Annotated in this window: 19 protein-coding genes; 10 read left to right on the top strand and 9 right to left on the bottom strand. The window is 56.4% G+C overall.

Annotated elements, in window-relative coordinates:
* The first annotated feature begins 11 nt into the window (after window positions 1-11).
* On the top strand, window positions 12-1,895 hold the full coding sequence (locus tag RMR16_RS03925; protein ID WP_320199421.1) for an ABC-F family ATP-binding cassette domain-containing protein: 1,884 nt from the start codon (window positions 12-14) through the stop codon (window positions 1,893-1,895).
* Between the two features lie 81 nt (window positions 1,896-1,976).
* Here RMR16_RS03925 and RMR16_RS03920 read toward each other — a convergent pair whose 3' ends face one another.
* Window positions 1,977-2,279: a hypothetical protein gene (locus RMR16_RS03920; protein ID WP_320199420.1), complete on the bottom strand. Its 303-nt coding sequence runs from the start codon at window positions 2,277-2,279 to the stop codon at window positions 1,977-1,979.
* Window positions 2,280-2,529: 250 nt separating this feature from the next.
* Between RMR16_RS03920 and RMR16_RS03915 the strand changes: the two genes are divergently transcribed.
* Both RMR16_RS03915 and RMR16_RS03910 read left to right on the top strand, forming a co-directional pair.
* Window positions 2,530-3,372, top strand: coding sequence for a polysaccharide deacetylase family protein (locus RMR16_RS03915; protein WP_320199419.1), 843 nt, complete (start codon window positions 2,530-2,532; stop codon window positions 3,370-3,372).
* 91 nt (window positions 3,373-3,463) lie between these two features.
* A complete protein-coding gene (locus RMR16_RS03910) occupies window positions 3,464-4,390 on the top strand; it encodes a Gfo/Idh/MocA family protein (RefSeq protein WP_320199418.1) in 927 nt (308 codons plus the stop codon).
* A gap of 12 nt (window positions 4,391-4,402) precedes the next feature.
* On the opposite strand, the gene RMR16_RS03905 is transcribed toward RMR16_RS03910, so the two are convergent.
* Window positions 4,403-5,431, bottom strand: a complete 1,029-nt coding sequence (locus tag RMR16_RS03905) for a sensor domain-containing diguanylate cyclase (RefSeq protein ID WP_320199417.1) — start codon at window positions 5,429-5,431, stop codon at window positions 4,403-4,405.
* Between the two features lie 623 nt (window positions 5,432-6,054).
* Between RMR16_RS03905 and RMR16_RS03900 the strand changes: the two genes are divergently transcribed.
* Window positions 6,055-8,490, top strand: coding sequence for a glucose/quinate/shikimate family membrane-bound PQQ-dependent dehydrogenase (locus RMR16_RS03900; RefSeq protein ID WP_320199416.1), 2,436 nt, complete (start codon window positions 6,055-6,057; stop codon window positions 8,488-8,490).
* Window positions 8,491-8,643: 153 nt separating this feature from the next.
* On the opposite strand, the gene RMR16_RS03895 is transcribed toward RMR16_RS03900, so the two are convergent.
* Together RMR16_RS03895 and RMR16_RS03890 are read right to left on the bottom strand one after the other, a co-directional pair.
* Window positions 8,644-9,093 carry a DNA polymerase III subunit chi gene (locus tag RMR16_RS03895; protein ID WP_320199511.1) on the bottom strand — a complete coding sequence of 150 codons (450 nt, stop codon included), beginning with the start codon at window positions 9,091-9,093 and terminating at the stop codon, window positions 8,644-8,646.
* Between the two features lie 32 nt (window positions 9,094-9,125).
* Window positions 9,126-10,616: a leucyl aminopeptidase gene (locus tag RMR16_RS03890; protein ID WP_320199415.1), complete on the bottom strand. Its 1,491-nt coding sequence runs from the start codon at window positions 10,614-10,616 to the stop codon at window positions 9,126-9,128.
* 274 nt (window positions 10,617-10,890) lie between these two features.
* Here RMR16_RS03890 and lptF point away from each other — a divergent pair, with 274 nt between their 5' ends.
* From lptF to rsmA, 6 genes are all read left to right on the top strand, one after another.
* Window positions 10,891-12,060, top strand: coding sequence for an LPS export ABC transporter permease LptF (gene lptF / locus RMR16_RS03885; protein WP_320199414.1), 1,170 nt, complete (start codon window positions 10,891-10,893; stop codon window positions 12,058-12,060).
* Complete coding sequence (lptG, locus tag RMR16_RS03880) at window positions 12,057-13,145, top strand: LPS export ABC transporter permease LptG (RefSeq protein WP_320199413.1); 1,089 nt, start codon at window positions 12,057-12,059, stop codon at window positions 13,143-13,145. The genes lptF and lptG overlap by 4 nt, the downstream gene beginning before the upstream one ends.
* A complete protein-coding gene (locus tag RMR16_RS03875) occupies window positions 13,145-15,514 on the top strand; it encodes an LPS-assembly protein LptD (RefSeq protein ID WP_320199412.1) in 2,370 nt (789 codons plus the stop codon). The genes lptG and RMR16_RS03875 overlap by 1 nt, the downstream gene beginning before the upstream one ends.
* Window positions 15,515-15,812: 298 nt before the next feature.
* Complete coding sequence (locus RMR16_RS03870) at window positions 15,813-16,757, top strand: peptidylprolyl isomerase (protein ID WP_320199411.1); 945 nt, start codon at window positions 15,813-15,815, stop codon at window positions 16,755-16,757.
* A 16-nt stretch (window positions 16,758-16,773) separates the two neighbouring features.
* The gene (gene pdxA, locus RMR16_RS03865; protein ID WP_320199510.1) at window positions 16,774-17,793 is read left to right on the top strand and encodes a 4-hydroxythreonine-4-phosphate dehydrogenase PdxA; all 1,020 of its coding nucleotides are present in this window, start codon (window positions 16,774-16,776) and stop codon (window positions 17,791-17,793) included.
* On the top strand, window positions 17,793-18,626 hold the full coding sequence (rsmA, locus tag RMR16_RS03860) for a 16S rRNA (adenine(1518)-N(6)/adenine(1519)-N(6))-dimethyltransferase RsmA (protein ID WP_320199410.1): 834 nt from the start codon (window positions 17,793-17,795) through the stop codon (window positions 18,624-18,626). The genes pdxA and rsmA overlap by 1 nt, the downstream gene beginning before the upstream one ends.
* Before the next feature lie 19 nt (window positions 18,627-18,645).
* On the opposite strand, the gene vapC is transcribed toward rsmA, so the two are convergent.
* The 5 genes from vapC to mltG all read right to left on the bottom strand — a co-directional run bounded on the left by vapC (window position 18,646) and on the right by mltG (window position 22,199).
* Window positions 18,646-19,044 carry a type II toxin-antitoxin system tRNA(fMet)-specific endonuclease VapC gene (gene vapC, locus RMR16_RS03855; RefSeq protein ID WP_320199409.1) on the bottom strand — a complete coding sequence of 133 codons (399 nt, stop codon included), beginning with the start codon at window positions 19,042-19,044 and terminating at the stop codon, window positions 18,646-18,648.
* The gene (gene vapB / locus RMR16_RS03850) at window positions 19,044-19,277 is read right to left on the bottom strand and encodes a type II toxin-antitoxin system VapB family antitoxin (protein WP_320199408.1); all 234 of its coding nucleotides are present in this window, start codon (window positions 19,275-19,277) and stop codon (window positions 19,044-19,046) included. The genes vapC and vapB overlap by 1 nt, the downstream gene beginning before the upstream one ends.
* Window positions 19,278-19,354: 77 nt before the next feature.
* Window positions 19,355-20,026: a guanylate kinase gene (gmk, locus tag RMR16_RS03845; RefSeq protein ID WP_320199407.1), complete on the bottom strand. Its 672-nt coding sequence runs from the start codon at window positions 20,024-20,026 to the stop codon at window positions 19,355-19,357.
* Window positions 20,027-20,031: 5 nt separating this feature from the next.
* Window positions 20,032-20,919, bottom strand: a complete 888-nt coding sequence (locus RMR16_RS03840; RefSeq protein ID WP_320199406.1) for a YicC/YloC family endoribonuclease — start codon at window positions 20,917-20,919, stop codon at window positions 20,032-20,034.
* A gap of 59 nt (window positions 20,920-20,978) precedes the next feature.
* Window positions 20,979-22,199 carry an endolytic transglycosylase MltG gene (mltG, locus tag RMR16_RS03835; RefSeq protein ID WP_320199405.1) on the bottom strand — a complete coding sequence of 407 codons (1,221 nt, stop codon included), beginning with the start codon at window positions 22,197-22,199 and terminating at the stop codon, window positions 20,979-20,981.
* Window positions 22,200-22,281: the final 82 nt, after the last annotated feature.

The raw sequence follows: 22,281 nt of genomic DNA, 5'->3' as shown, positions 1-22,281 counted from the left end.
AAAACGGCGCCATGATTACGATTTCAGACGTTTCCGCCCGCATTGCAGGCCGCCTCCTCCTCGATCATGCCAGCGTGACGCTTCCAGCGGGCACGAAGGCTGGCTTGGTTGGCCGCAATGGCGCAGGCAAATCCACCCTTTTCCGCGTCATCACCGGCGACCTTGGCGCTGAGACCGGTGAAGTCTTCATTCCCAAGAATGCCCGTATGGGGCAGGTTGCGCAGGAAGCACCGGCAACGGAAGACAGCCTGATCGACATCGTGCTGGCCGCCGATAAGGAACGCGCCGCGCTGATGATTGAATCAGAAACTGCGACCGATCCGCACCGCATTGCTGAAATTCAGATGCGGCTGGTGGATATCGACGCGCATTCGGCGGAAGCCCGCGCCTCCAGCATTCTGGCCGGTCTCGGTTTTAATCAGGAAGCCCAGCTTCGCCCCGCCTCCTCCTTTTCAGGCGGCTGGCGCATGCGCGTGGCGCTGGCGTCCGTTCTCTTCGCAGAGCCGGACCTTTTGCTGCTGGACGAACCAACCAACTATCTCGACCTTGAAGGCACGTTGTGGCTGGAAGATTATATCCGCCGTTATCCCTTCACCGTCATCATCATCAGCCATGACCGTGATCTGCTGAACAATGCCGTCAACGCCATTGTTCATCTGGACCAGAAGAAGCTGACCTTCTATCGCGGCGGTTACGACCAGTTCGAGCGCCAGAAGGCGGAAGCCGACGAGTTGCAGACCAAGGCAAAGGTCAAGAACGATGCAGCCCGCAAACATTTGCAGAGCTTCATCGATCGTTTCAAGGCCAAAGCTTCCAAGGCCAAGCAGGCGCAGAGCCGCGTCAAGGCACTGGAACGCATGGGCACGGTTTCATCCGTGATTGAAGATCACGTCCAGCCGATCACCTTCCCGGAACCGGAAAAGCAACCCGCCTCACCCATCGTTGCCATCAATAGTGGCTCCGTGGGTTACGAGCCCGGCAATCCGATCCTCAAGGGCTTGAACCTGCGCATCGACAATGATGACCGCATCGCGCTGCTCGGTTCCAACGGCAATGGTAAGTCCACTTTCGCCAAGTTCATCTCCGGGCGTCTTGCGCCTGAGGCGGGTGATCTGCGGCTGGCGCCGTCCTTGAAAATCGGTTTCTTCGCCCAGCATCAGCTGGACGATCTCGTGCCGGAAGACAATCCTGTGGAGCATGTGCGCAAGCTGATGCCGCAGGCACCGGAAGCCAAGGTGCGCGCCCGCGTGGCACAGATGGGCCTTGCGACGGAAAAGATGTCGACGCCCGCCAAGGATTTGTCGGGTGGCGAAAAGGCGCGTCTGCTGATGGGCCTTGCGGCGTTTCATGCGCCGAACCTGCTCATTCTCGACGAACCGACCAACCACCTGGATATCGATAGCCGTCGCGCGTTGATCGAAGCGCTGAACGACTATAACGGCGCCGTCATACTCATCTCGCATGATCGCCACCTCATCGAAGCAACCGTGGACCGGCTGTGGCTGGTCAACAACGGCACGGTGACGACGTTCGAAGGCGATATGGATGAATATCGCGACCTGATTGTCTCTTCGGGTAAAAAAAAAGACGAAAAAATTGAAGTCGTCATAGACGGCGCTTCAAAGGCGGATCAACGCAAGGCGAATGCTGAAAAGCGCGCCTCGCTTGCCCCTCTCAAGAAAAAGATCAACGATATCGAATCCTTGACGGCAAAGCTTGAGAAGCAGATTCAGTTTCTTGATAAAGAACTTGGCGACCCTGCCCTTTATGAAAAAGCGCCTGCCAAGGCAGCGCTGAAGGTGAAGGAACGCGGCGAAGCCGCAGCCAAGCTGGCCAATGCAGAAGAGCAATGGCTGATGCTTTCGAGCGAATATGAAGACGCGATGGCCGGGTAACACTTATATCAGCGGGCGAATGTCGCCGCTGATATAATGGGACGGTCATTGATTCCGTCCTTGCGCTCAAAACAACGCTCTTTACTTCGCAGTCACGGAGCCATCACCGGCTGCGACGAACGAGAAATCCCGGTCCTTCGCTTTGCCACCGCTGTCCCCGACCTTCACGTAAAGTTCGGTGCTTGTCAGACTCTGGATGACGGCGTTGTCGCGCGTATCCCCATTCGAAAAGATTTGCGTGACCGACGCGCCGCCGATTGCACTGAAGCCCGGACGAAAAGAGATCAGATAAAAGCCTTCGCTCGAACGCGTGGCGGTAAAACCCGTGCCGAATTTTACGGTGCCATTTCCGTTGATTGTACCCGCAATTGTACGATCTGCCATAAAAATCTCCATAAGGTTGTATTTACACCTTATCAATACAACAGCCTTGGCGACATACAACTATAAATTTTAACAGATACATATTCTATTATTTGATGCATTTGGGTTTTCATACTCGTCCCTTGCGAACGAATACTGTCCGTCTGCTCGGGGTTCGCGACGCGATGCTTTCGCCGTTTGGTAACTGGGCGTTAACCATAATCAGCGAAATTCTCCGCAATTCATTCCTGTATTTTTTCGAGAATCAAAAATGGTTTTGCGCCACGTCTACATTGCTGCATTCGTTGCCGCATGCCTGTCCAGCTGTGCTGGCAAACCCCAAGCCGACAGTTCCCTCAAGACATCCTTTGCCGCCACGATGCCCGCAGGCCACCCGGCAAAGGCAAGCGACCCCATTCCGCTTTCACCGGCCGCATGGCTGAAACCACGCAACCCTTTGGGACTTGCGGGACGCGATATCGCGGTTTCCTCGTTCAATGATATTGCACTTGCCAACAAGGAAGTTGTTCTCAGCTTCGATGACGGCCCCGTCCCGGGCAAGACGGAAAGCATTCTGGCAACGCTGGATGAGTTTGGCGTCAAGGCCACCTTCCTGATGGTCGGTGAAATGGCGCAGGCACATCCCGCCATAGCCAAAAAAGTCGTCGCAGAAGGTCACAGCATCGGCAGCCACACGTTCAGCCATCCCAATCTGCGCGGCCTGTCGTTCGACCGCGCTCTGGCCGAGGTTTCCAAGGGCTCGAATGCCGTTGCCAAGGCAACCGACACGGATGCGTCCTTCTTCCGCTTCCCTTATCTGGCGGATAATGGCCGCCTGCGCCACATGGTGACAGATCGTGGCATGGTCATCATGGATGTCCAGATCGATTCGAAGGATTACTTCACCGATTCGCCTGCGGTTGTCGCGTCACGCACCATGTCGGCCCTTCACCATCGCGGCAGCGGCATTATTCTCATGCATGATATCCACAAGCGAACGGCCTCAATGCTGCCCGCGCTGCTGACCCAGCTGAAGGCGGAAGGCTATAAGGTCGTGCATCTGGTTTATAAAAAACCGGCCCACAAGCCGCTGGTCGTTGCATCGCTGGACTGAACAATACGAACTCTTGCCGACGTCTTCGTTTCTGCTAGAACTCGATAAAATACTATTATTCGAGTGAAACATTCAGACGGGTTTTTCTTTCATGTCAGCCACTAAACTTGCCATCGTCGGCGTCGGTAAAATCGTTCGCGATCAGCATCTTCCAGCCATTGCAGCCAATCCGGATTTCGATCTGATCGCCACCGCAAGCCGCCACGGCACCGTGGATGGCGTGCCGTCTTACGGCACCATCGAAGCGCTGCTTGAGGCCGTGCCAGAGGTGCAGGCCGTATCGCTCTGCATGCCGCCGCAGTACCGTTACACGGCCGCCTATGCAGCGCTGAATGCTGGCAAACATGTTTTCCTTGAAAAGCCACCGGGTGCGACGCTTTCCGAAGTGCAGGATCTGGTGCGCCTTGCCGATTCCAAGGGACTGTCGCTGTTTGCCAGCTGGCATTCGCGCTACGCCCCTGCCGTTGAAGCCGCGAAGAGTTTCCTCGCATCCACCAAGATCAACAGCGTCCACATCATCTGGAAAGAAGACGTGCGCCAGTGGCATCCGAATCAGGAGTGGATATGGCAGGCTGGCGGTCTTGGCGTGTTTGATCCGGGCATCAACGCCCTGTCGATCATCACCCACATTCTGCCGCGCGCATTGTTCATCACCAAGGCAACGCTGGAGTTCCCGGAAAACCGCGACGCGCCGATTGCCGCTGATATCCACTTCTCGGACGTGACGAAAGTGCCGGTTCACGCCGAATTCGATTGGCGCCAGACGGGCAAGCAGAGCTGGGATATCGTCGCTGAGACAGAAGCCGGTCAGCTCGTTCTGTCCGAAGGCGGCGCGAAACTTGCCATCAATGGCGAGCTGAAGCTGTCCGAACCAGAGCGCGAATACCCTGCCCTTTACGAACGCTTCGCTGAAATCATCAAGGCCAAGACCTCTGACGTGGACCTCGCGCCGCTGATGCATGTGGCCGACGCATTCCTGCTCGGCCGCCACAAGTTCGTGGATTCGTTCTACGACTGATCTGCGCTTGACCTATATGGCGCGACTGACGAAACGGTCGCGCCCATCTTTTTTGGCCTGATAAAGTGCTTCATCCACACTGCGAAGCAATGAGATGCGGTCAATGCCAGCCTGCGGGGCAATGGCGCCGCCGATGCTGAGAAGCGCGCGCACGGATTGACCATCGATATCGAAGGGCTCACGGAACGCTTCCAGCAATCGGTTTGCCATCCCTGCAAGCACGTCTGATCCGGCAGGCCGTGGAACGAATACGGCAAACTCGTCTCCCCCCATACGCACAGCAATGTCCTCAGCACGTATGACATTGCGAATGCGCGCTGCTGCTTCATAAAGAACCCGATCACCAACACCGTGCCCAAACGTGTCGTTGATCTGCTTGAAGCCATCCATATCCAGATAGAGTGCACCAAACGTTTCGTTGGACTGCAAGGCCGTGTGCATCTGCCGGTCCACCAGCACGCTGAGCGCATGGCGATTGTAAAAACCGGTCAGCGGGTCGGTCATCGCCGCATCGCGCAGCGCGGTTTCCGCAAGACTCATGGTGAAATTTGCTTTTTGAAGACGCAGCAGCGCACCGGCCAGCACGGCAAAACGCCGCAGACTATCCACCTCGCCCGGCTCCAGCTGCCGGGGCGACGTATCCAGAATACAGAAAGCGCCCACAGCCAGACCCGGCTCTAGCTCGATCGGCGCACCGGCATAAAAGCGAAACTGCGGCGCGCCTTGCACATAGGGTAAAAAGCTCAGTTCGGGATGAGCACCGAGATCCGGAACGATCAGCACATCATTGGACAGAACAACCCGCGTACAAATGGAAATGTCGCGAGAACATTCGTCGACCTGAATACCGGCCTGATGTGCGATATGCAGCCAATCCTCATCCAGCACATGCACCGCAGCACGCGGCATATCAAACACACCTTGGGCAAGCTCCGAGAGAGCAGCCAATTCCGGTGTTGGGCCTGAGCCTAGGGAAAGGATGGACCGTACTGCGACAAGGCGCTCGGTTTCGTTGTTTGGCCATGGAGCGGATTGACCCATATGTTTTTCCTCAACTGTCTTCCAATGCGCCCCTCAAGCAATGTTACATACAGCATTTTTGGCAATGCACTACATCAGATGCAAGAATCGACGCAGCGCCAAACCACGTTTCGTTGACGCCTGCTAATCATTATCAAGTCTCTAGGTATTTCGGATTGGGTGTTTCCCGCAACGCTCATATCCCTGTTCAAAAAAAAGTGAGATTCGAATAAAGTAAGCGCAAAGAATCCCTTACCGTCGAGTTTTGAGAGAACACTGCGTGTTTTCAAGCTTGTTTACGCTGCAACTGAGGCGTATTCACACAGTCGGTTGGTGAAAACCAATCGCCCGAACCAATCCGTTGGAGGAGTGGGGTTGCGAGGGGAACTCGGATCTTGATGGGATCTATTGTCTTTTGAGCTGTCAAACAGCTTTTTGGACCTTCGATATTTCCCAATGTGGAAAGCTATTATGCACACCATGTTTCGGACGTTAACGTTGCGCAGCCTGGCTTGTTTCCCCAGCCACCAGTCCCACCGTGGCTCAAGATCCCGTGCCATTTGTCAGCACGGAATCCTTTCTGCTCAGCAAAAGCACAACGGCTTTTCGTCTGACTGCCTAATTTAAACAGTCAGGAACTCTTGATGGTTGATCAACCAAAACCCCTATCCGCACTTTCAAAGATATGGCTGGCATTTCTCGGCCTCGTCCTTGTCGCTGCGGGCATTTTCTTTGTCTATTTTGGCGGCAAGCTCGTGATGCTTGGCGGCAGCCTTTATTTTGTCATTTCTGGTGTTGGCCTCCTTATTGGCGGACTGCTGATTGCACTTCGCAAACCCGCCGGTGGCCTGCTTTTCGGCCTCGTCTTCATCGGCACGCTCGTATGGTCCATCTGGGACGCCGGGTTTGATTACTGGCCGCTGATATCACGCCTTCTGGCGCTGACGGTCGGCGCGACGGTTGTTGCTCTTTCCGTGCCATTGCTGCGTCGCTCAGCTGGAAAGACACCAGCCTATCGCGGCTCGTTTGCTCTCGCATTGCTTCTCGCCGTCGCTTCGGCTGCCGGTATGGCTGGCATGTTCGTGCCACATCCCACGGTGACAGCAAGCGGCAATATTCCGGCTCTGACACCTGTGACCGCAGAGACAGAGCAGAAGAACTGGGAACACTACGGCAATACGTCGGGCGGCAGCCGCTTCGTTGCGCTTGACGAAATCAACCGTGATACCGTTGCCAATCTCGAAGTCGCGTGGACCTACCACACCGGTGATACGCCCATAAGCCCCGGCGGCGGCGGTGCCGAAGACCAGCAGACGCCTCTTCAGGTCGGCGACCGCGTGTTCCTGTGCACACCGCACAACAACGTCATCGCGCTGGATGCCGATACCGGCAAGGAAATCTGGAAGAACGAGATCAACGCCAAGTCTTCCGTATGGATGCGCTGCCGTGGTCTGGCCTATTTCGATGCCACCCGTCCAGTCGATCAGCCAAGCGTTCCCGGCTCCACGCCTGTGACGGCAGCAACCGTTGCCGAAGGCGCTCTTTGCCAGCGCCGCATTCTGATGAACACCATCACCGCCGAGCTGATCGCTCTGGACGCCGACACCGGCGCATTTTGCCCGGATTTCGGCACCAATGGTCGCGTTGATCTGAAGGAAGGCCTCGGCAATGCACCGGACCCGAGCTATGTGCTGACTTCGGCCCCAACGCTTGCCGGCACCACCGTCGTTATTGGCGGCCGTATTGCCGACAACGTGCAGGTGGACATGCCGGGCGGTGTCATGCGTGGCTTCGACGTCATCACCGGTCAGCTGCGCTGGGCGTTTGATCCGGGCAATCCGGACATCACACTGCTGCCGCCTCCGGGCCAGACCTATACACGCTCCACACCAAATGTGTGGGCGTCCATGTCCTATGACGCGGCTTCCAACACCGTGTTCATGCCGGTGGGCAGCCCGTCGGTCGATCTCTACGGGGCAACCCGCACGGACCTCGATCATAAATACGGCGCATCCATGCTGGCGCTGGACGCCTCCACCGGTCGCGAAAAGTGGGTCTATCAGACCGTGCATAACGATCTGTGGGATTTCGACGTACCGATGCAGCCATCGTTCATCGACTTCCCCAAGGCAGACGGCTCGACAGTTCCGGCACTGGTGTTCGGCACCAAGGCTGGCCAGCTCTATGTGCTTGATCGCGCAACCGGAAAGCCCCTGACCGACGTTAAGGACGTTCCCGTCAAGCCGGGCAATATCGCGAAAGAGAAATACGCACCAACACAGCCACTCTCCGTCGGTATGCCGCAGATCGGCGCTCAGACGCTGACAGAAAGCGACATGTGGGGCGCAACCCCGTTTGACCAGCTTCTATGCCGCGTGGCCTTCAAGGGCATGCGTTATGACGGCGTCTACACTGTGCCCGGCACCGATCTGGCGCTCAACTTTCCCGGCTCGCTTGGTGGCATGAACTGGGGCGGTATCTCCACCGACCCGACGACCGACACCATCTTCGTCAACGACATGCGCCTTGGTCTGTGGATCCAGATGCAGGAAGCGGCACCGACAACGGCCGTCAACAGCGGTTCGGAAGCCACCAACACGGTGATGGGCGTCGTGCCGATGAAGGGCACACCTTACGCGGTCAACAAGAACCGGTTCCTGTCTGAACTCGGCATTCCGTGCCAGGAACCACCGTTCGGTTCGATGACTGCCATCGACATGAAGACGCAGAAGATCAAGTGGCAGGTGCCAGTCGGCACGGTCGAAGACACCGGACCGCTGGGCTTCAAGATGGGCCTGCCGATCCCCATTGGCATGCCGACACTTGGCGGCACGCTCGCCACACAGGGCGGTCTCGTGTTCATCGCTGGCACACAGGATTATTACCTGCGCGCCTTTAGCACGGCGACTGGCGAAGAAGTCTGGAAAGCCCGCCTGCCCGTTGGCAGCCAAGGCGGCCCAATGAGCTACAAGTCGCCAAAGACCGGCAAGCAATACGTGGTGATCTCCGCCGGTGGCGCACGCCAGTCCCCGGATCGCGGCGATTACGTCATCGCTTACGCTTTGCCGGGACAGAAGTAAGACGTCGCAATCTGCTTTGAAAATGAAAATGGCCGGGTATGACCCGGCCATTTTTTATGGAGTGATGTTTGCTGTTGGGCACAAAAACAATCGGTTAAAGCATCTGGCGTAATTGCTTTTTTACGCAAGACGCTTAACGGACAAAACTCGGCATCACGCCTTCTTCTGCCAGCGCCCTTCGGGTGATTGCTGCCAGTAGGTCAGTGCATGACCTTCGCCTTTCAGCTTTTTCCACTGCGCCCTCGCACCTTCCAATTGCCCCGCATCATAGCCGTCAAACATGAAGACGATGCGCTCATAGGTATCGATGGCGGGTGGTTCCGCACCATCCACGATGAAACGAACATTGGCGGCGTTGGCGTTTTCGCCGGTCGCAGTCAGCACGATGGGTTGATCGGAGGCACGCTCCGAAGCATCCGTGCCATGGGCGAGGAAACTGTCGTCGCGAAACGTCCACAGATGAACATCCAGTGCATCGCGCCGTTCCTCACCTGTCGTCTGGACCGCGACTTTCCAGCCGCGCTCCAGTGACTTTTCCAGAAGCGGCGGCAAGGCATCCTCCAGCTTTGATTCTGTCAGATGGTAAAACAGTATCTCTGTCATAGGACTGGCCGTAGCCATTTGCCGGTCAATCCTCAATCCTCATAATGGGCGCGGACAAGCTCGTTCAGCAGGCGAACACCATAACCCGAACCCCAGGACTGGTTGATTTCGGTCAGCGGTGAACCCATCGCTGTTCCGGCAATATCCAGATGCGCCCAAGGCGTATCGCCCACAAAACGCTTGAGGAACTGCGCGGCGGTAACAGAGCCAGCAAGACGGCCAGAGCTGTTCTTCATATCCGCGAATTTGGAATCGATGATCTTGTCATAGTCCTTGCCCAACGGCATACGCCACAGCTTTTCCTGAGTGGTTTCGCCCGCCTTGAACAGACGCTCAGCCAACTCATCATCGTTCGAAAACAGGCCAGCCTGAAGGTTGCCCAGTGCAACGGTGATCGCGCCGGTCAAGGTTGCCAGATTGATGATGAACTTCGGCTTGAAGCGGTCGTTGGTGTACCACAACGCATCCGCCAGCACGAGGCGACCTTCCGCATCCGTGTTGATGATTTCGATAGTCTGGCCAGACATGGAGGTGACGATATCGCCCGGACGCTGCGCATTGCCATCCGGCATGTTTTCCACAAGACCGATAACGCCAATGACATTGGCCTTCGCCTTGCGGGCTGCAAGCGTGTGCATGAGGCCGGTCACGGCGGCAGCGCCACCCATGTCACCCTTCATGTCTTCCATGCCCGCACCGGGCTTCAGCGAAATGCCGCCGGTGTCAAACACAACGCCCTTGCCGACGAAGGCAATCGGCTCATCTTTCTTGGAACCGCCCTTCCACTGCATGATGGCCAGCCGTGGCGGACGAACAGAACCCTGCGCAACGCCCAGAAGCGCGCCCATGCCAAGCTTTTTCAGTTCCTTTTCGCCAAGGATTTCGACCTCGACACCGAGCTTTTTCAGCTCTTCGGCCTTTTCGGCAAACTCCACGGGACCAAGCACGTTTGGCGGCAGGTTGACCAGATCACGCGCCAGAATCACGCCGTGCGCCTCAGCTTCAGCTGTTTCGAAGGCTTCTTTTGCCTCGGCATGAACCGCCGTTACGATCGTGACGTCCACGCTCTTTGGCGTTTTGTCGTCGTCGGACTTCTTTTTCGTCTTGTAGGTATCGAAGCTGTAAGCGCGCAGCAGCAGGCCCAGCGCGAAATCCGCAGCCGCCTTGCCGGTTACATCAACGCCAAGCGCGTCCAGATAGATGACGACCTTTTCCGCCTTCTTGAAATTGGCCGCCGCCGTGCCGCCAGCCCGCAGCCAGTCATGCGCCGTCAGCTTCGCAGCCTTGCCCAGACCGATGACGACGATCCTGTCTGCGTCAGATCCTTGCGGGGCCAGCACATCCAGCACGCTTGTCGATTTGGCGGAAAAACCCGCAACTTTCGCCGCCTTGGCGAGTATGCCAGCGGGATCAACCTGCGCCTGACCAGCGGGGGCGTTTTCACCGGACGCCTGAAGCAGAAATACGCTGGCATGATCAAGGGTGGCGGAATTTGAAAAGGAGATATCGAATTTGGCGGACATGTTCTCGCTCATAAATACATTTCAGGGTGGGCCGGATCATGGCGTTTTCCTGCTCCGGCGCAACCCTGCAATCCAATGTTGCGATGGCATTTTTGTGAATCACGCCATGCAGGCGTCAGAAAATTTACCCTTAACAAAAGACACAGCTTGAATAAAAATTGCCATAGAAAACAGATTTGTGTGCGGTGCGGAGTCGCAATTCGCGATTGTTGCAGCTAGATAGTGGCGGTTCCCACAGGGGGAACTGGCATAAACATACGTCACCAGGGACCGAATGGCGCTTCTTGAACGATACATATTGCGACGCACGACGCAGATGTTTCTGGTCGCGTTGCTGCCTGTTCTGGCGATTATCTGGACGATTCAGGTTCTCCAAAGAATCAATCTCGTTACGGACACCGGCCAGTCCATGGGCTCGTTCGTCACGCTGGCGACCATGCTGTTGCCAACCCTCATTCCGGTCGTTCTGCCATTCGCACTCGTCATCGCGATTACCCAGACGCTGACAGCGATGAACACCGATTCGGAACTGGCGATCATCGATGCATCCGGCGCATCACGCTCGATCATCTACAAGCCCATCCTCATTCTTGGCGCGGTTTTGAGCCTCGTTTCCTTTGGAATCACCAATTTTGCAGAGCCGCCCGCCCGCACCGCCGCGCGGCAGATGGTGGCCGCAGCCTATGCCGATCTGTTGTCGTCTGTGATCGAAGAAAAGACGTTCCGCACCATTCAGGATGGTCTTTACGTCCAGATTGCCCAGCGTCAGGGCCGAATTCTGCGCGGGCTTTTCGTCGCCGACCGGCGCGATCCCAATTACGATCTCATCTATTACGCCAAGGAAGGCATGATCGACGAAAGCGGTACATCGCTGACCATGCGCGACGGCGAAGTGCAGCAGAAGACACCGGACGGCAAGGTTTCCGTGGTGAAATTCCTGTCCTACGCGTTTGACCTGTCGACCATGTCCGAAAAGGCAGACAGCGAACCGTCGATATCGTCCAGCGACGCCAGCCTGTCATTCCTTCTGATGCCGGACCCCACGGTGGAAAGCTACAGAAAGGCACCGGGCGGATTCCGCTCGGAACTGCATCGTCGTCTTGTCGACTGGATGTTCCCGTTCGTCTTCGCGCTGATTTCGCTGGTGGTTGCCGGAGATGCCCGCTCCCACCGTGAAGCGCGGCTGCACCCGATGGTGGCTGCATTGATTACCGCCTTCATGCTGCGCTGGCTCGGTTTCTATTTCACCAACCAGGTCAAGCAGAATGCCGCCTTCATTCCGCTGGTCTACGCGGTGCCTGTCGTCAGCGGCGGCATTGCCACGTTCCTGCTGGTCACGGGCCAAAAGCTGCGAATGCCGGTGGCCTTCGGCAATGCCCTGCAAAATATTCAAAAGCGGCTGTCGCCGCCAAAGGCACCGGGTTCAGGAGGGCAAAAGGCATGATGTTCGGCACCCTCGCCCGCTATTTCCTCACGCGCTATGCCATTACGACGGTCTGGTTTCTGCTTGGCGTGTCCGCGATCATTTTTCTTGCCGATTTCAGTGAGACGGCAAGGCGCATGTCCGGTCTGCCGGGATATTCCGTGCCGGCAGCGCTCGGCCTGACGGCTTTGCGTATGCCGCTGATCCTGCAACAGACGATTCCTTTCGTCGCCCTCTTCGTGGGAATGACGACGCTCATCTCGCTCAACCGCCGTTATGAGCTGGTGGTGACGCGGGCCGCGGGCATTTCCGCGTGGCAATTTATTCTCCCCTTCGTGGGCGGAGCTTTGGTACTTGGCCTTCTGTCGGTCACCGTTCTCAATCCCGTCGCCGCCTGGGGGGAAAGCAAGGCGCTTTCCGTCGAAGCCGGATGGCGCGAGGACGGCGGATCGTCACGCCAGCAACAGGTTCTTCCATGGCTGCGCCAGAGCAGCGGCGGGCAAGACACGATCATCGGTGCCAAGAGCTTCGAAGACAACGGCACCCTCCTTCACGACGTGGTGCTGATCCATCTCGATAAAGACGGTAACATCCTTCTGCGACAGGATGCACAGTCGGCTAAGTTGGAAGATGGTTACTGGCTTCTTAACAACGTTTCGGAGATCCGCCCCGGACATGTTCCAGTCCGGGAAGCGACCACCAGAATCAGTACCAATTTGAGACGGGAATTCGTTCAGGAGCGGATGACTCAGCCGGAAACCGTTGCTTTCTTTGATCTTTCTCACAAAATAGATGTTGCCCAGTCTTTCGGCATCTCTTCGAAGGCGCTTGAGACGCAGTACCATTTCCTGCTGTCCATGCCTTTTCTTCTCGTGGCGATGACCTTGATTGCTGCGACTGTTTCATTAAAGTTCAGCCGTTTTGCACAGTCTCGTTCAGTGATTCTGGGTGGAATCGTTTCCGGCTTCGTGCTTTATGTAGTAACCGTGCTCGTAAGGGCATTTGGGAGTAGCGGCGTTTTCCCTCCCATCGTTGCGGTCTGGGTTCCAGTCGTCGTAGCGTTGGCATTGGGGGCAACCATTCTGCTTCATCAGGAGGACGGCTAGTGGCGGTATTTGACCGCGGGAATATCAGACGGCTTGCGACAGCCCTTCTGACTGGGGCTGCTGTGTGCGCATATGTTGCCACCGCTTCCAGCGTTTTCGCTGAAGACGGTGTCATCGTGGGCGACCCACAAGACCAATCAAAACTCCTGCTTACAGCGAATGAACTGACCTATAATCGTGACTCGGAGCGCGTTATCGCGACGGGTGGCGTGCGCATGCATTATTCGGGATATCGCATGGTATCCCAGCGCGTCGAATATAATCAGTCGACAGGTCGCGTGCTTGCACGCGGCAACATCGAATTGATCGAACCCGGCGGCAACCGCATCTATGCGGATGAGCTGGATGTCACAGACGATTTCGGTCAAGGCTTCATCAACGCACTTCGCGTTGAGACCACCGACAACACACGCATCATCGGCGAAAGCGCGGAACGTCTTTCCGAAGACGTCATGGTCCTGAACAATGGCGTTTACACCGCATGTCTTCCCTGCGCCGAGCGCCCCGAAAAGGCGCCGTTGTGGCAGGTGAAAGCAGAGCGCGTTATTCAAGACGGCAAGACCCACACGGTCCGTCTGGAGAAAGCCCGTTTCGAGCTTTTCGGAAAATCGATCGCCTACCTCCCGTTCATCACGGTTCCTGATAACACGGTAAAGCGCAAATCGGGCTTTTTGTTCCCGCGCATGAGCATTACCGACAATCTAGGCTTCGGTGTCGGCGTTCCTTATTTCTATGTGATGTCCGATACGTCTGATTTCACTGTGACACCCACCTATTATTCCTCGCAGGGCTTGCTGCTCGAGGGCGAAGTGCGCCAGCGTTTCGAAATGGGAACGCACACGCTACGCGCGGCCGGCATCGACCAGCTGAACTCGAAGGATTTCGATGCGGGCACCAGTGATTCGCTCAACGATACACGCGCCATGATCGCGTCGAAGGGTGAATTCCAAATCAACCCACGCTGGTCATTCGGCTGGGATGCGATGGTGCAGAGCGACAATAACTTCTCGCGCACTTACGGTCTCAAGGACTACAAGGAAGAAGTTCAGACCAATAGGCTGCATCTGACGGGTGTTGGCGAACGTAACTTTTTTGATGCGAACGCCTACTATTTCAACGTTCAGGACAAGGACGATTCGGAAACACAAGAGCGCAAACAGGCGATTGTCCATCCGGCAATCGACTATCGTTATTTCTTCCCGGACCCGGTTTATGGTGGCGAACTTTCGCTGACCACTAACTTCACAAGTCTGACACGGCAAAGTCAGGATGCATATGCACTTGGTTCCTCCACGCGTTACAACGGGCTTGAAGGAAACTACACGCGCCTTTCCACGGAAGCGGAATGGAAGCGGACCGTAACATTCGATAGCGGCTTGCAGCTCACACCACTTCTGGCCGCCCGCAGTGATGCGTTGTGGACCGACATGTCCGCAAACTCGTTTGGTACATCAAGCTATGATGGCACCATCAATAACGATGCGACGCTTCGCGGCATGGCAACGTTCGGTCTTGAAGCACGATATCCCGTTCTCTTCACTGCGCTCCATAGCAACCATGTGATCGAACCCATCGCGCAAATCTTTGTTCGCCCGAACGAATCCTATGCGGGCCGGCTGCCCAACGAAGATGCAGAGGCATTCGTGTTCGATGCCACCAACCTGTTCGAGCGTGACAAGTTCTCTGGCTTCGACCGTATCGAAGGCGGCACCCGCGCCAATCTCGGCTTCCGCTACAACGGCACGTTCGATAATGGATATGGCGTTCGCGCCATTGCAGGTCAGTCGTTCCATCTTGCCGGCGAAAACTCCTTTGCCTCCAACGATCTCGTGAATGTCGGCGCCGATTCCGGCCTGGAAACAGATCGCTCGGATTACGTGGCAATGGCTGCCATCGACGCGCCGATCGGCCTGTCACTGTCGTCCAGTTTCCGCTTCGACAAGGACAATCTAGAGGTCAACCGCTCTGAAACGGCGGTTGCCTATACCGACAACCGCGTTTCCGGCAAAGTCAGCTACACTCAGGTCGAGGCACAGCCGGAATATGGCTATGACAGAAAGCGCGATATCGTACAGGCGTCTGGAAAACTGCGTCTGGATGATAACTGGTCGCTGTTTGGTGCCATCAACTATGACATCAACAACAAGTTCTCCAGCGAGCGTCGCGTCGGCATTCTTTATCAGGATGAGTGCACGATCTTTACCGTCAGCTACTCGGATGAGGGTAATATCAACTCTGTCCGTGAATCTGCGAATGACTGGTCGATCAACGCCCGCCTCGCCTTCAGAACGCTGGGTGATATCAGCGTCGGTTCGGCTGGAACGGATTGGGACGACGCCGAGATTGGCTGGAAGCCCAACAATTTCTAATTCTCAAATGACGGCGGAGTGAAAACTCCGCCGTTTTTATTTTACCGACTGTGATTGGCAGAGTTTCAGCTGCGCCACCGTTTTGCCGCAAGATATCTGCACTGTTCGCCCACGCAAATGATTGCTGTTTTATTTGTTCCGATGATATATACGGGCGCGTTCAAGTTAAAACTGCAACAAAACGTCACTTTATAGGTTGACGAGCGGAAGTATCCGCTTCATCCGATAAGGTGAAATGTTTTAAAAAAACAAAGTCGTGACGGTTGTTCAAACGGCTTGTCGACAGGGAGAGAACAGGATGGAATTCGGAAAGACGGCGTTGCGCAGTGTAGCATTCGCCTTTGCGATTTTCGCAGCTCCCATGATCATCGCGCCGCAGGCTCATCAAGCCTTTGCTGCCAGCGCGGTTAAGGTCGTGGTCAACAAGACACCCATCACCACCGATGATATTGCGAGGCGTGTCGCCTTCCTGAAGCTGCAACGTCAGTCTGGCAACCTCAATGATAAAGCCCGTGAGCAACTGATTGACGAAGCGCTGAAACGTGAAGAAATCGGTCGCGTCAAAATGTCCGTCAGCACCGCTGATGTGGATGCGTCCTTTGCGCGTTTCGCTGCCACCAACAAGATGAGCACCGACCAGCTGACCAAGGTTCTGGCTCAGGCTGGCGTGGGCGCAGAACACTTCAAGTCGTTCATCGCCGTGCAAATGAGCTGGCCACGTCTGGTGAATGCCCGCTATGGCGGTCGCAATAAAATGTCCACGCAGGATTTCGTCACAAAGCTCAAAGAGCGCGGTGCAAAGCCTGTAACGAGCGAATATTTTTTGCAGCAGATCATCTTCGTCATCCCGGAAGCGAAGCGCAAGACGATCACCGGCAAGCGCACGGCAGAGGCGGAAGTATCGCGCAAGCGTTATCCCGGTTGTGAGCAGGCAAAGACCTTTGCAGCAACGATGCTGGATGTATCGATCAAGGATCTCGGTCGCATTCTTGAGCCGGAACTGCCGACAGAGTGGAAGCCACTGGTAGAGAAGACAGCGGAAGGTGGCACCACCGGCACGCGCGTCACCGAAAAGGGCGTGGAATATCTGGCGGTCTGCAAAAAGCAGCAAGTGTCGGATGACTACGCGGCGGAGGTCGTGTTCCGCGCCGAGGATTTGATGAAGGCCGAAAAGGGTGAAAACCCGAACGATAAGAAATATCTGGAAGAGCTGCGGAAGAAAGCCCAGATCACCAGCACCTGATGTGAAAGCCCAATTTGTGACCCTGCCGCAACTGCCTCTCGCTCTCACACAGGGCGACCCTGCCGGGATTGGCCCGGATATTACCGTGACCGCCTGGTCGAAACGTCATGAATTGGGGCTGCCTCCCTTCATCTTTATTGGCGATCCCGACGTTCTTCTCGCACGCGCCAATTTGCTCGGCATTCCTGTCGAGGTAAAGGTCTGCGAACCCGAGCAGGCGGCATCGGTCTTTCCAGACGCTCTGCCCGTTCTCGCCATTCCTGTCGGCTTTGACGTGCAGGCCGGGCAGCCGCATGTCGGCGCAGCGCTTTCGACAATCAAGGCGATTGAAACGGCAGTCTCGCTCACCCTGGAAAAAAGAGTGTCTGCGGTCGTGACCAACCCGATTGCAAAATCGGTGTTGTACGAAGCAGGCTTTGGCTTTCCCGGACACACCGAATTTCTGGCGGATCTCGCCACCAAATTTACAGGGCAAAACGTCACGCCCGTGATGATGATTGCAGGACCGAAACTCCGCGTCGTTCCGGTGACGATCCACATTCCGGTAAAAGATGTTCCGGGCGCGTTGACTGAAGAGCTGGTCATCGAAACCTGCCGCATCATCGCGGCTGATCTCACACAGAAGTTCGGTATCGCCGCCCCTCGCCTCGCCGTTGCCGGTCTGAACCCACATGCGGGTGAAGATGGCGCCATTGGCACCGAGGACCGCGACATCATTCATCCAGCAACTATCCAGCTTCGTAAGGATGGTATCGACGCCTTTGGCCCGCTACCCGCTGACACGATGTTCCACGATGCTGCGCGCAAACGTTACGATGTGGCTGTCTGCATGTATCATGATCAGGCGCTGATCCCTGCAAAGGCGCTGGGCTTCGACGATTCCGTCAATGTCACGCTGGGTCTGCCCTTCATCCGTACATCGCCTGATCACGGCACCGCTTTCGGCATTGCCGGTCAGGGCATCGCCAACGAATCGAGCCTTGTCGCCGCTCTAAAAATGGCTGCCGATATTGCAGCACGACAGGTAACAGCATAATGGCAGCAATCGATGGTCTACCGCCCCTGCGCGATGTCATTCAGCGCCACGGGCTGGATGCGAAGAAATCGCTCGGCCAGAATTTTTTGCTGGATTTGAATCTGACGCAAAAGATCGCCCGCACGGCGGGTCCGCTTGAGGGCGTGACCGTGTTCGAAGTTGGCCCCGGCCCCGGTGGCCTGACGCGCGCCATCCTGTCGCTCGGCGCCAAAAAAGTGATTGCCGTCGAGCGGGATAGCCGCTGTCTGCCAGCCCTTGCAGAAATCTCGGATCATTATCCAGGACGTTTGGACATCATCGATGGCGATGCGCTGAAGGTGGATTTCGAAACGCTGGTGCCAAAGGGAGAGCCGGTTCGCATCATCGCAAACCTCCCTTACAACGTCGGTACGCAGTTGCTGATAAACTGGCTGTTGCCGAAGGCATGGCCACCCTTCTGGCTGTCGATGACGCTGATGTTCCAGAAGGAAGTCGGCCAGCGCATCGTGGCGGAAGAAGGCGACAATCATTATGGTCGCCTCGGTGTGCTCACCGGTTGGCGCACCGTGCCGGAAATGGCCTTCGATGTGCCAGCACAGGCCTTCAGCCCGCCGCCGAAAGTCACCTCAACGGTTGTGCATCTGCTTCCAAAAGACAAGCCGTTTCCCTGCGACGTCTCCAATCTGGAAAAAGTCACCGAAGCCGCCTTCGGCCAACGCCGCAAAATGCTGCGCCAAAGCGTGAAATCGATTGGTGGCGAAGCGCTTCTGGAAAAGGCCGGCATAGACCCGACACGACGAGCCGAAACACTATCCGTGGAAGAGTTCGTGCGGCTGGCGAATATGCTTGGATAGGGTCAGGAAGACTGGGTGGCTACACCCAGTTTTCCACTCTCAAGCCCGGCATTCTGATAAATTCCCGCATATTATTGGTAACGACGATCAGCCCCTCGCTGCGTGCATGGCCACCAATTTGCATGTCGTGTACGCCGCAAGGCGTTCCCGCCCGCGCAAGTTCGGCTCTGATTTGCCCATAATGAGCCGCGGCCTTGTCGGCAAACGGCAGCACATCCAGCCTCGCGACGAAATTTTCGATGGCGTTTAGATTTTCCGTGCGGCGGGCGGATTTCTCGGCACCGTAACAAAGTTCACCAAGGGTTATGCTGGATATGCACAGTTGATCCGCCAATACATTAAACTTGTCGCGAAGCTCTGGCGGATATGTCTTCATGACGTAAATGCAAATGTTGGTATCGAGCATGTAGGTCAGCATTAAAAAGACTCGCGCTCTTCACCCATCGGCTGATCGCGATTAGACAAGAAGTCCTCACTGGCAAGCGGCCCAGCCGCAAACAAATCGTCCCACCGCTTACCGTGAGGCACGATAACGCGGCTGCCGCCAATTTTGAGGATGTCCACCTGATGTACATCGTCTGGAAAAGCCACAGCCTTGGGAAGTCTCACAGCCTGGCTGCGATTACTAAGAAAAACCGTTGACGTCGTCATAGCAAAACCTCGTATATCCAATTGGCATATACGTACTCCAGCTTTGCCTGAAATTCAAGATATGGGTCAGAACCCTATCACCGAACCTGCAACTTCGGCTCTTCCTGCAAAAGCTCGCGCACGAAATCGAACATGCCGTGGCGGCGGTCGCGGCGGACGCGTTCGGCTTTGACGATGGCTTCTATGGCTTCGAACGCGGCTTGCAGGTCATCGTTGAGGATGACGTAGTCATAATCGCGCCAGTGCTCGATTTCAGAGCGTGAGTTGAGCAGGCGCGTCTGGATGACCTCTTCCGTGTCTTCGGCGCGGCGATGCAGGCGCGATTGCAGTTCGGTCATGGTGGGCGGCAGGATGAAGATCGACACGACGTCGGCCTTCATCTTGTCCTGAAGCTGCTCGGCACCCTGCCAGTCGATGTCGAACAGCATGTCCTTGCCTTCGGTCATCGCAGTTTCGACGGGTTCACGCGGCGTGCCGTAGTAATTGCCATGCACCTCAGCCCATTCCAGCAGCGACTCGCTGTCACGCATAACCTCGAATTCGCGCTTGGAAATGAAGTGGTAATGAATACCTTCGATCTCACTTTGGCGGCGCGGGCGCGTGGTGACGCTGACGGACAGGCTGATGTTCTTGTCCTTCTCCAGCAGATTACGGGCAATGGTAGACTTGCCCGCACCCGATGGCGAAGAAATGACCAGCATCAAGCCTCTGCGGGCGATATGGACGGGAGGAATGCTGGCTGACGCCATGGGGTCTACTCCAGATTTTGGACCTGTTCGCGGAATTGATCGATCACGACTTTCAATTCGATACCAGCAGCGGTTACAGCACTGGCATTGGATTTGGAACAGATTGTATTCGACTCCCGGTTAAATTCCTGTGCAAGAAAATCCAACTTGCGGCCAACCGGCACGCCGCTTCCCAAAAGCTCTCTCGCCGCAACCACATGGCCGTTCAAACGGTCGATCTCTTCGCGCAAATCCGCCTTGGTGGCCAGCAACACCGCTTCGGCGTGCAGGCGGTCACGGTCCAGCCCGCTATTGCCATCTGAGATCAACGCAATCTGGGCTGTAAGGCGCGCACGGATCTGGTCCGGCTGGCGCGAAGGGTCGGCTTCAATGATGTGGGTCAGCTGCTCTATCTTGTCGATGTGACCGGAAAGAATGGCAAATAGCGAGGCACCCTCGCGCTCGCGCATGGTTTTCAGGCTGGCAATCGCCGCCACAAAACCTGCGGTAATATCGCTGTTGCGTGCATCCTGCGCATCCGTACCTTCTTCCGGCTCGCGAAATTCCACCAGCCCGCGCACGGAGAGCAGCGTATCGAAACTCAAGGGCGCATCGCTGACCGCATCACCCAAATCCCGCTTCAGCAAAAGGACGGCATCCAGCGCATCGCGATTGACGACGGCTTCAAGCTTGGCTTCGGAGGCAGAGAGGCTCAGGCCCGCCTGTATGTTGCCACGGGAGAGGTTCCTGGCAGCAATATCCCGCAACTCTGTTTCCAGTGCTTCCAAGCCTGTGGGCAGACGCAAACGCAGGTCCAACCCCTTGCCATTGACGGAGCGAAGCTCCCACGCCCAGCGGTAGCGCCCGCTTGAGCCTTCGCTGCGCGCAAAGCCGGTCATAGATTGCAATGTCATGAAATAACCCCACAAAAAGCGATGGCTGCGGCCCCTGAAGAGCGCGGCCATGGCGTCCTTTAATTATTGGATGGCTTTTCCGCCTGCGTGCCGCCCGGCTGTCCGTCGACGGCTGTTTCCGGCGCCCCACTGGTCGCAGCCTTCTCAGCCTCTATTTTGCGCCAACGGCGAACATTGCTGTTGTGCTCCTCCAGCGTCTTGGCAAAGGTGTGGCCACCGGTTCCGTCTGCCACGAAATAAAGGTCATCCGTGCGCCAGGGGTTGGCTGTGGCCTCCAGTGCCGCCCGGCCCGGATTGGCAATCGGATGCGGCGGCAGGCCGCGAATGATATAGGTGTTAAAAGGCGTCTCCTTCTGCAAATCCGACTGGTAGATCGGTCTGTCGGACGGCTTACCTTCCCCACCGAACAAGCCGTAAATGATCGTCGGATCAGATTGCAGACGCATGTTCTTTTTGATGCGGTTGTAGAACACCGACGCGACATGGCCGCGTTCGTCGTCCTTGCCGGTTTCTTTTTCCACGATCGAGGCGAAGGTCACAAATTCCTCGATGGTCTTGAGCGGCAGATCGGCATCACGGCGCTCCCAGATCATTTGAATGAGTTTGGTCTGCGCCGCACGCATCTGGCTGACGATCTCTTCACGCTTCGTACCGCGTGTGTAAGGATAGGTATCAGGGCGAAGGCTGCCTTCCTTTGGCAGCTCGGCGGGAAGGTCGCCTTCCAGCACGGTGTCGGCGGCAAGGCGCGCAAACATCTGCTTGACCGTCAGGCCTTCTGGCATCGAAACCGTGTAGAGAATGGACTTGCCCGATTCCAGCAAAGCCAGAATATCCTTCATCGAGGTGCGGGCCTTGATCTCGTATTCACCGGGCTTGGGGGATTGCCCTGCCGTCATGTAACGGTCAGCCATCAGGCGGAAGATGCGGGCGTTGGAAATCGCGCCACTGCGCTCCAGATTGTTGGCGATTTCTGCCAGACCAGCACCATTGCGCACAGGAATGGTCGTGTTGGTTTCCAACGGACCCGGCTCATGGAACGTGTTGATCATGTAGTAGAAACCGGCAACGCCGATCACACACACAGCCACCACAAGCGTCATCAGAAAATTCAGGAAGATAACCACTTGGCTGTGCGCCTTGCGCGAACGCTTTGGCGGGGCAGGAACTCTCTCTGGCCGCAACGCCTCGGTCGGCGATTTCGGAATGATCGGTCCGCCCTTGCTTTCGTTCAGGCCGTCGCGGCCATTGGGAGCTTGGTTGTTATCTCTCGTATCGCTCACCGGCGGTCCTTTTCAGTTCGGCATTACAGCGGCTTATGTGAGCAGGCAATGCGGCAAAAACAGGTTCGGCAGGCTATTCTGC

The organism is Agrobacterium sp. rho-13.3 (genome assembly GCF_033957765.2).
GTDB lineage: Bacteria > Pseudomonadota > Alphaproteobacteria > Rhizobiales > Rhizobiaceae > Agrobacterium.
The sequence above is the reverse complement of the archived record's forward strand: the minus strand, read 5'-3'. Positions and strand labels throughout refer to the sequence as shown.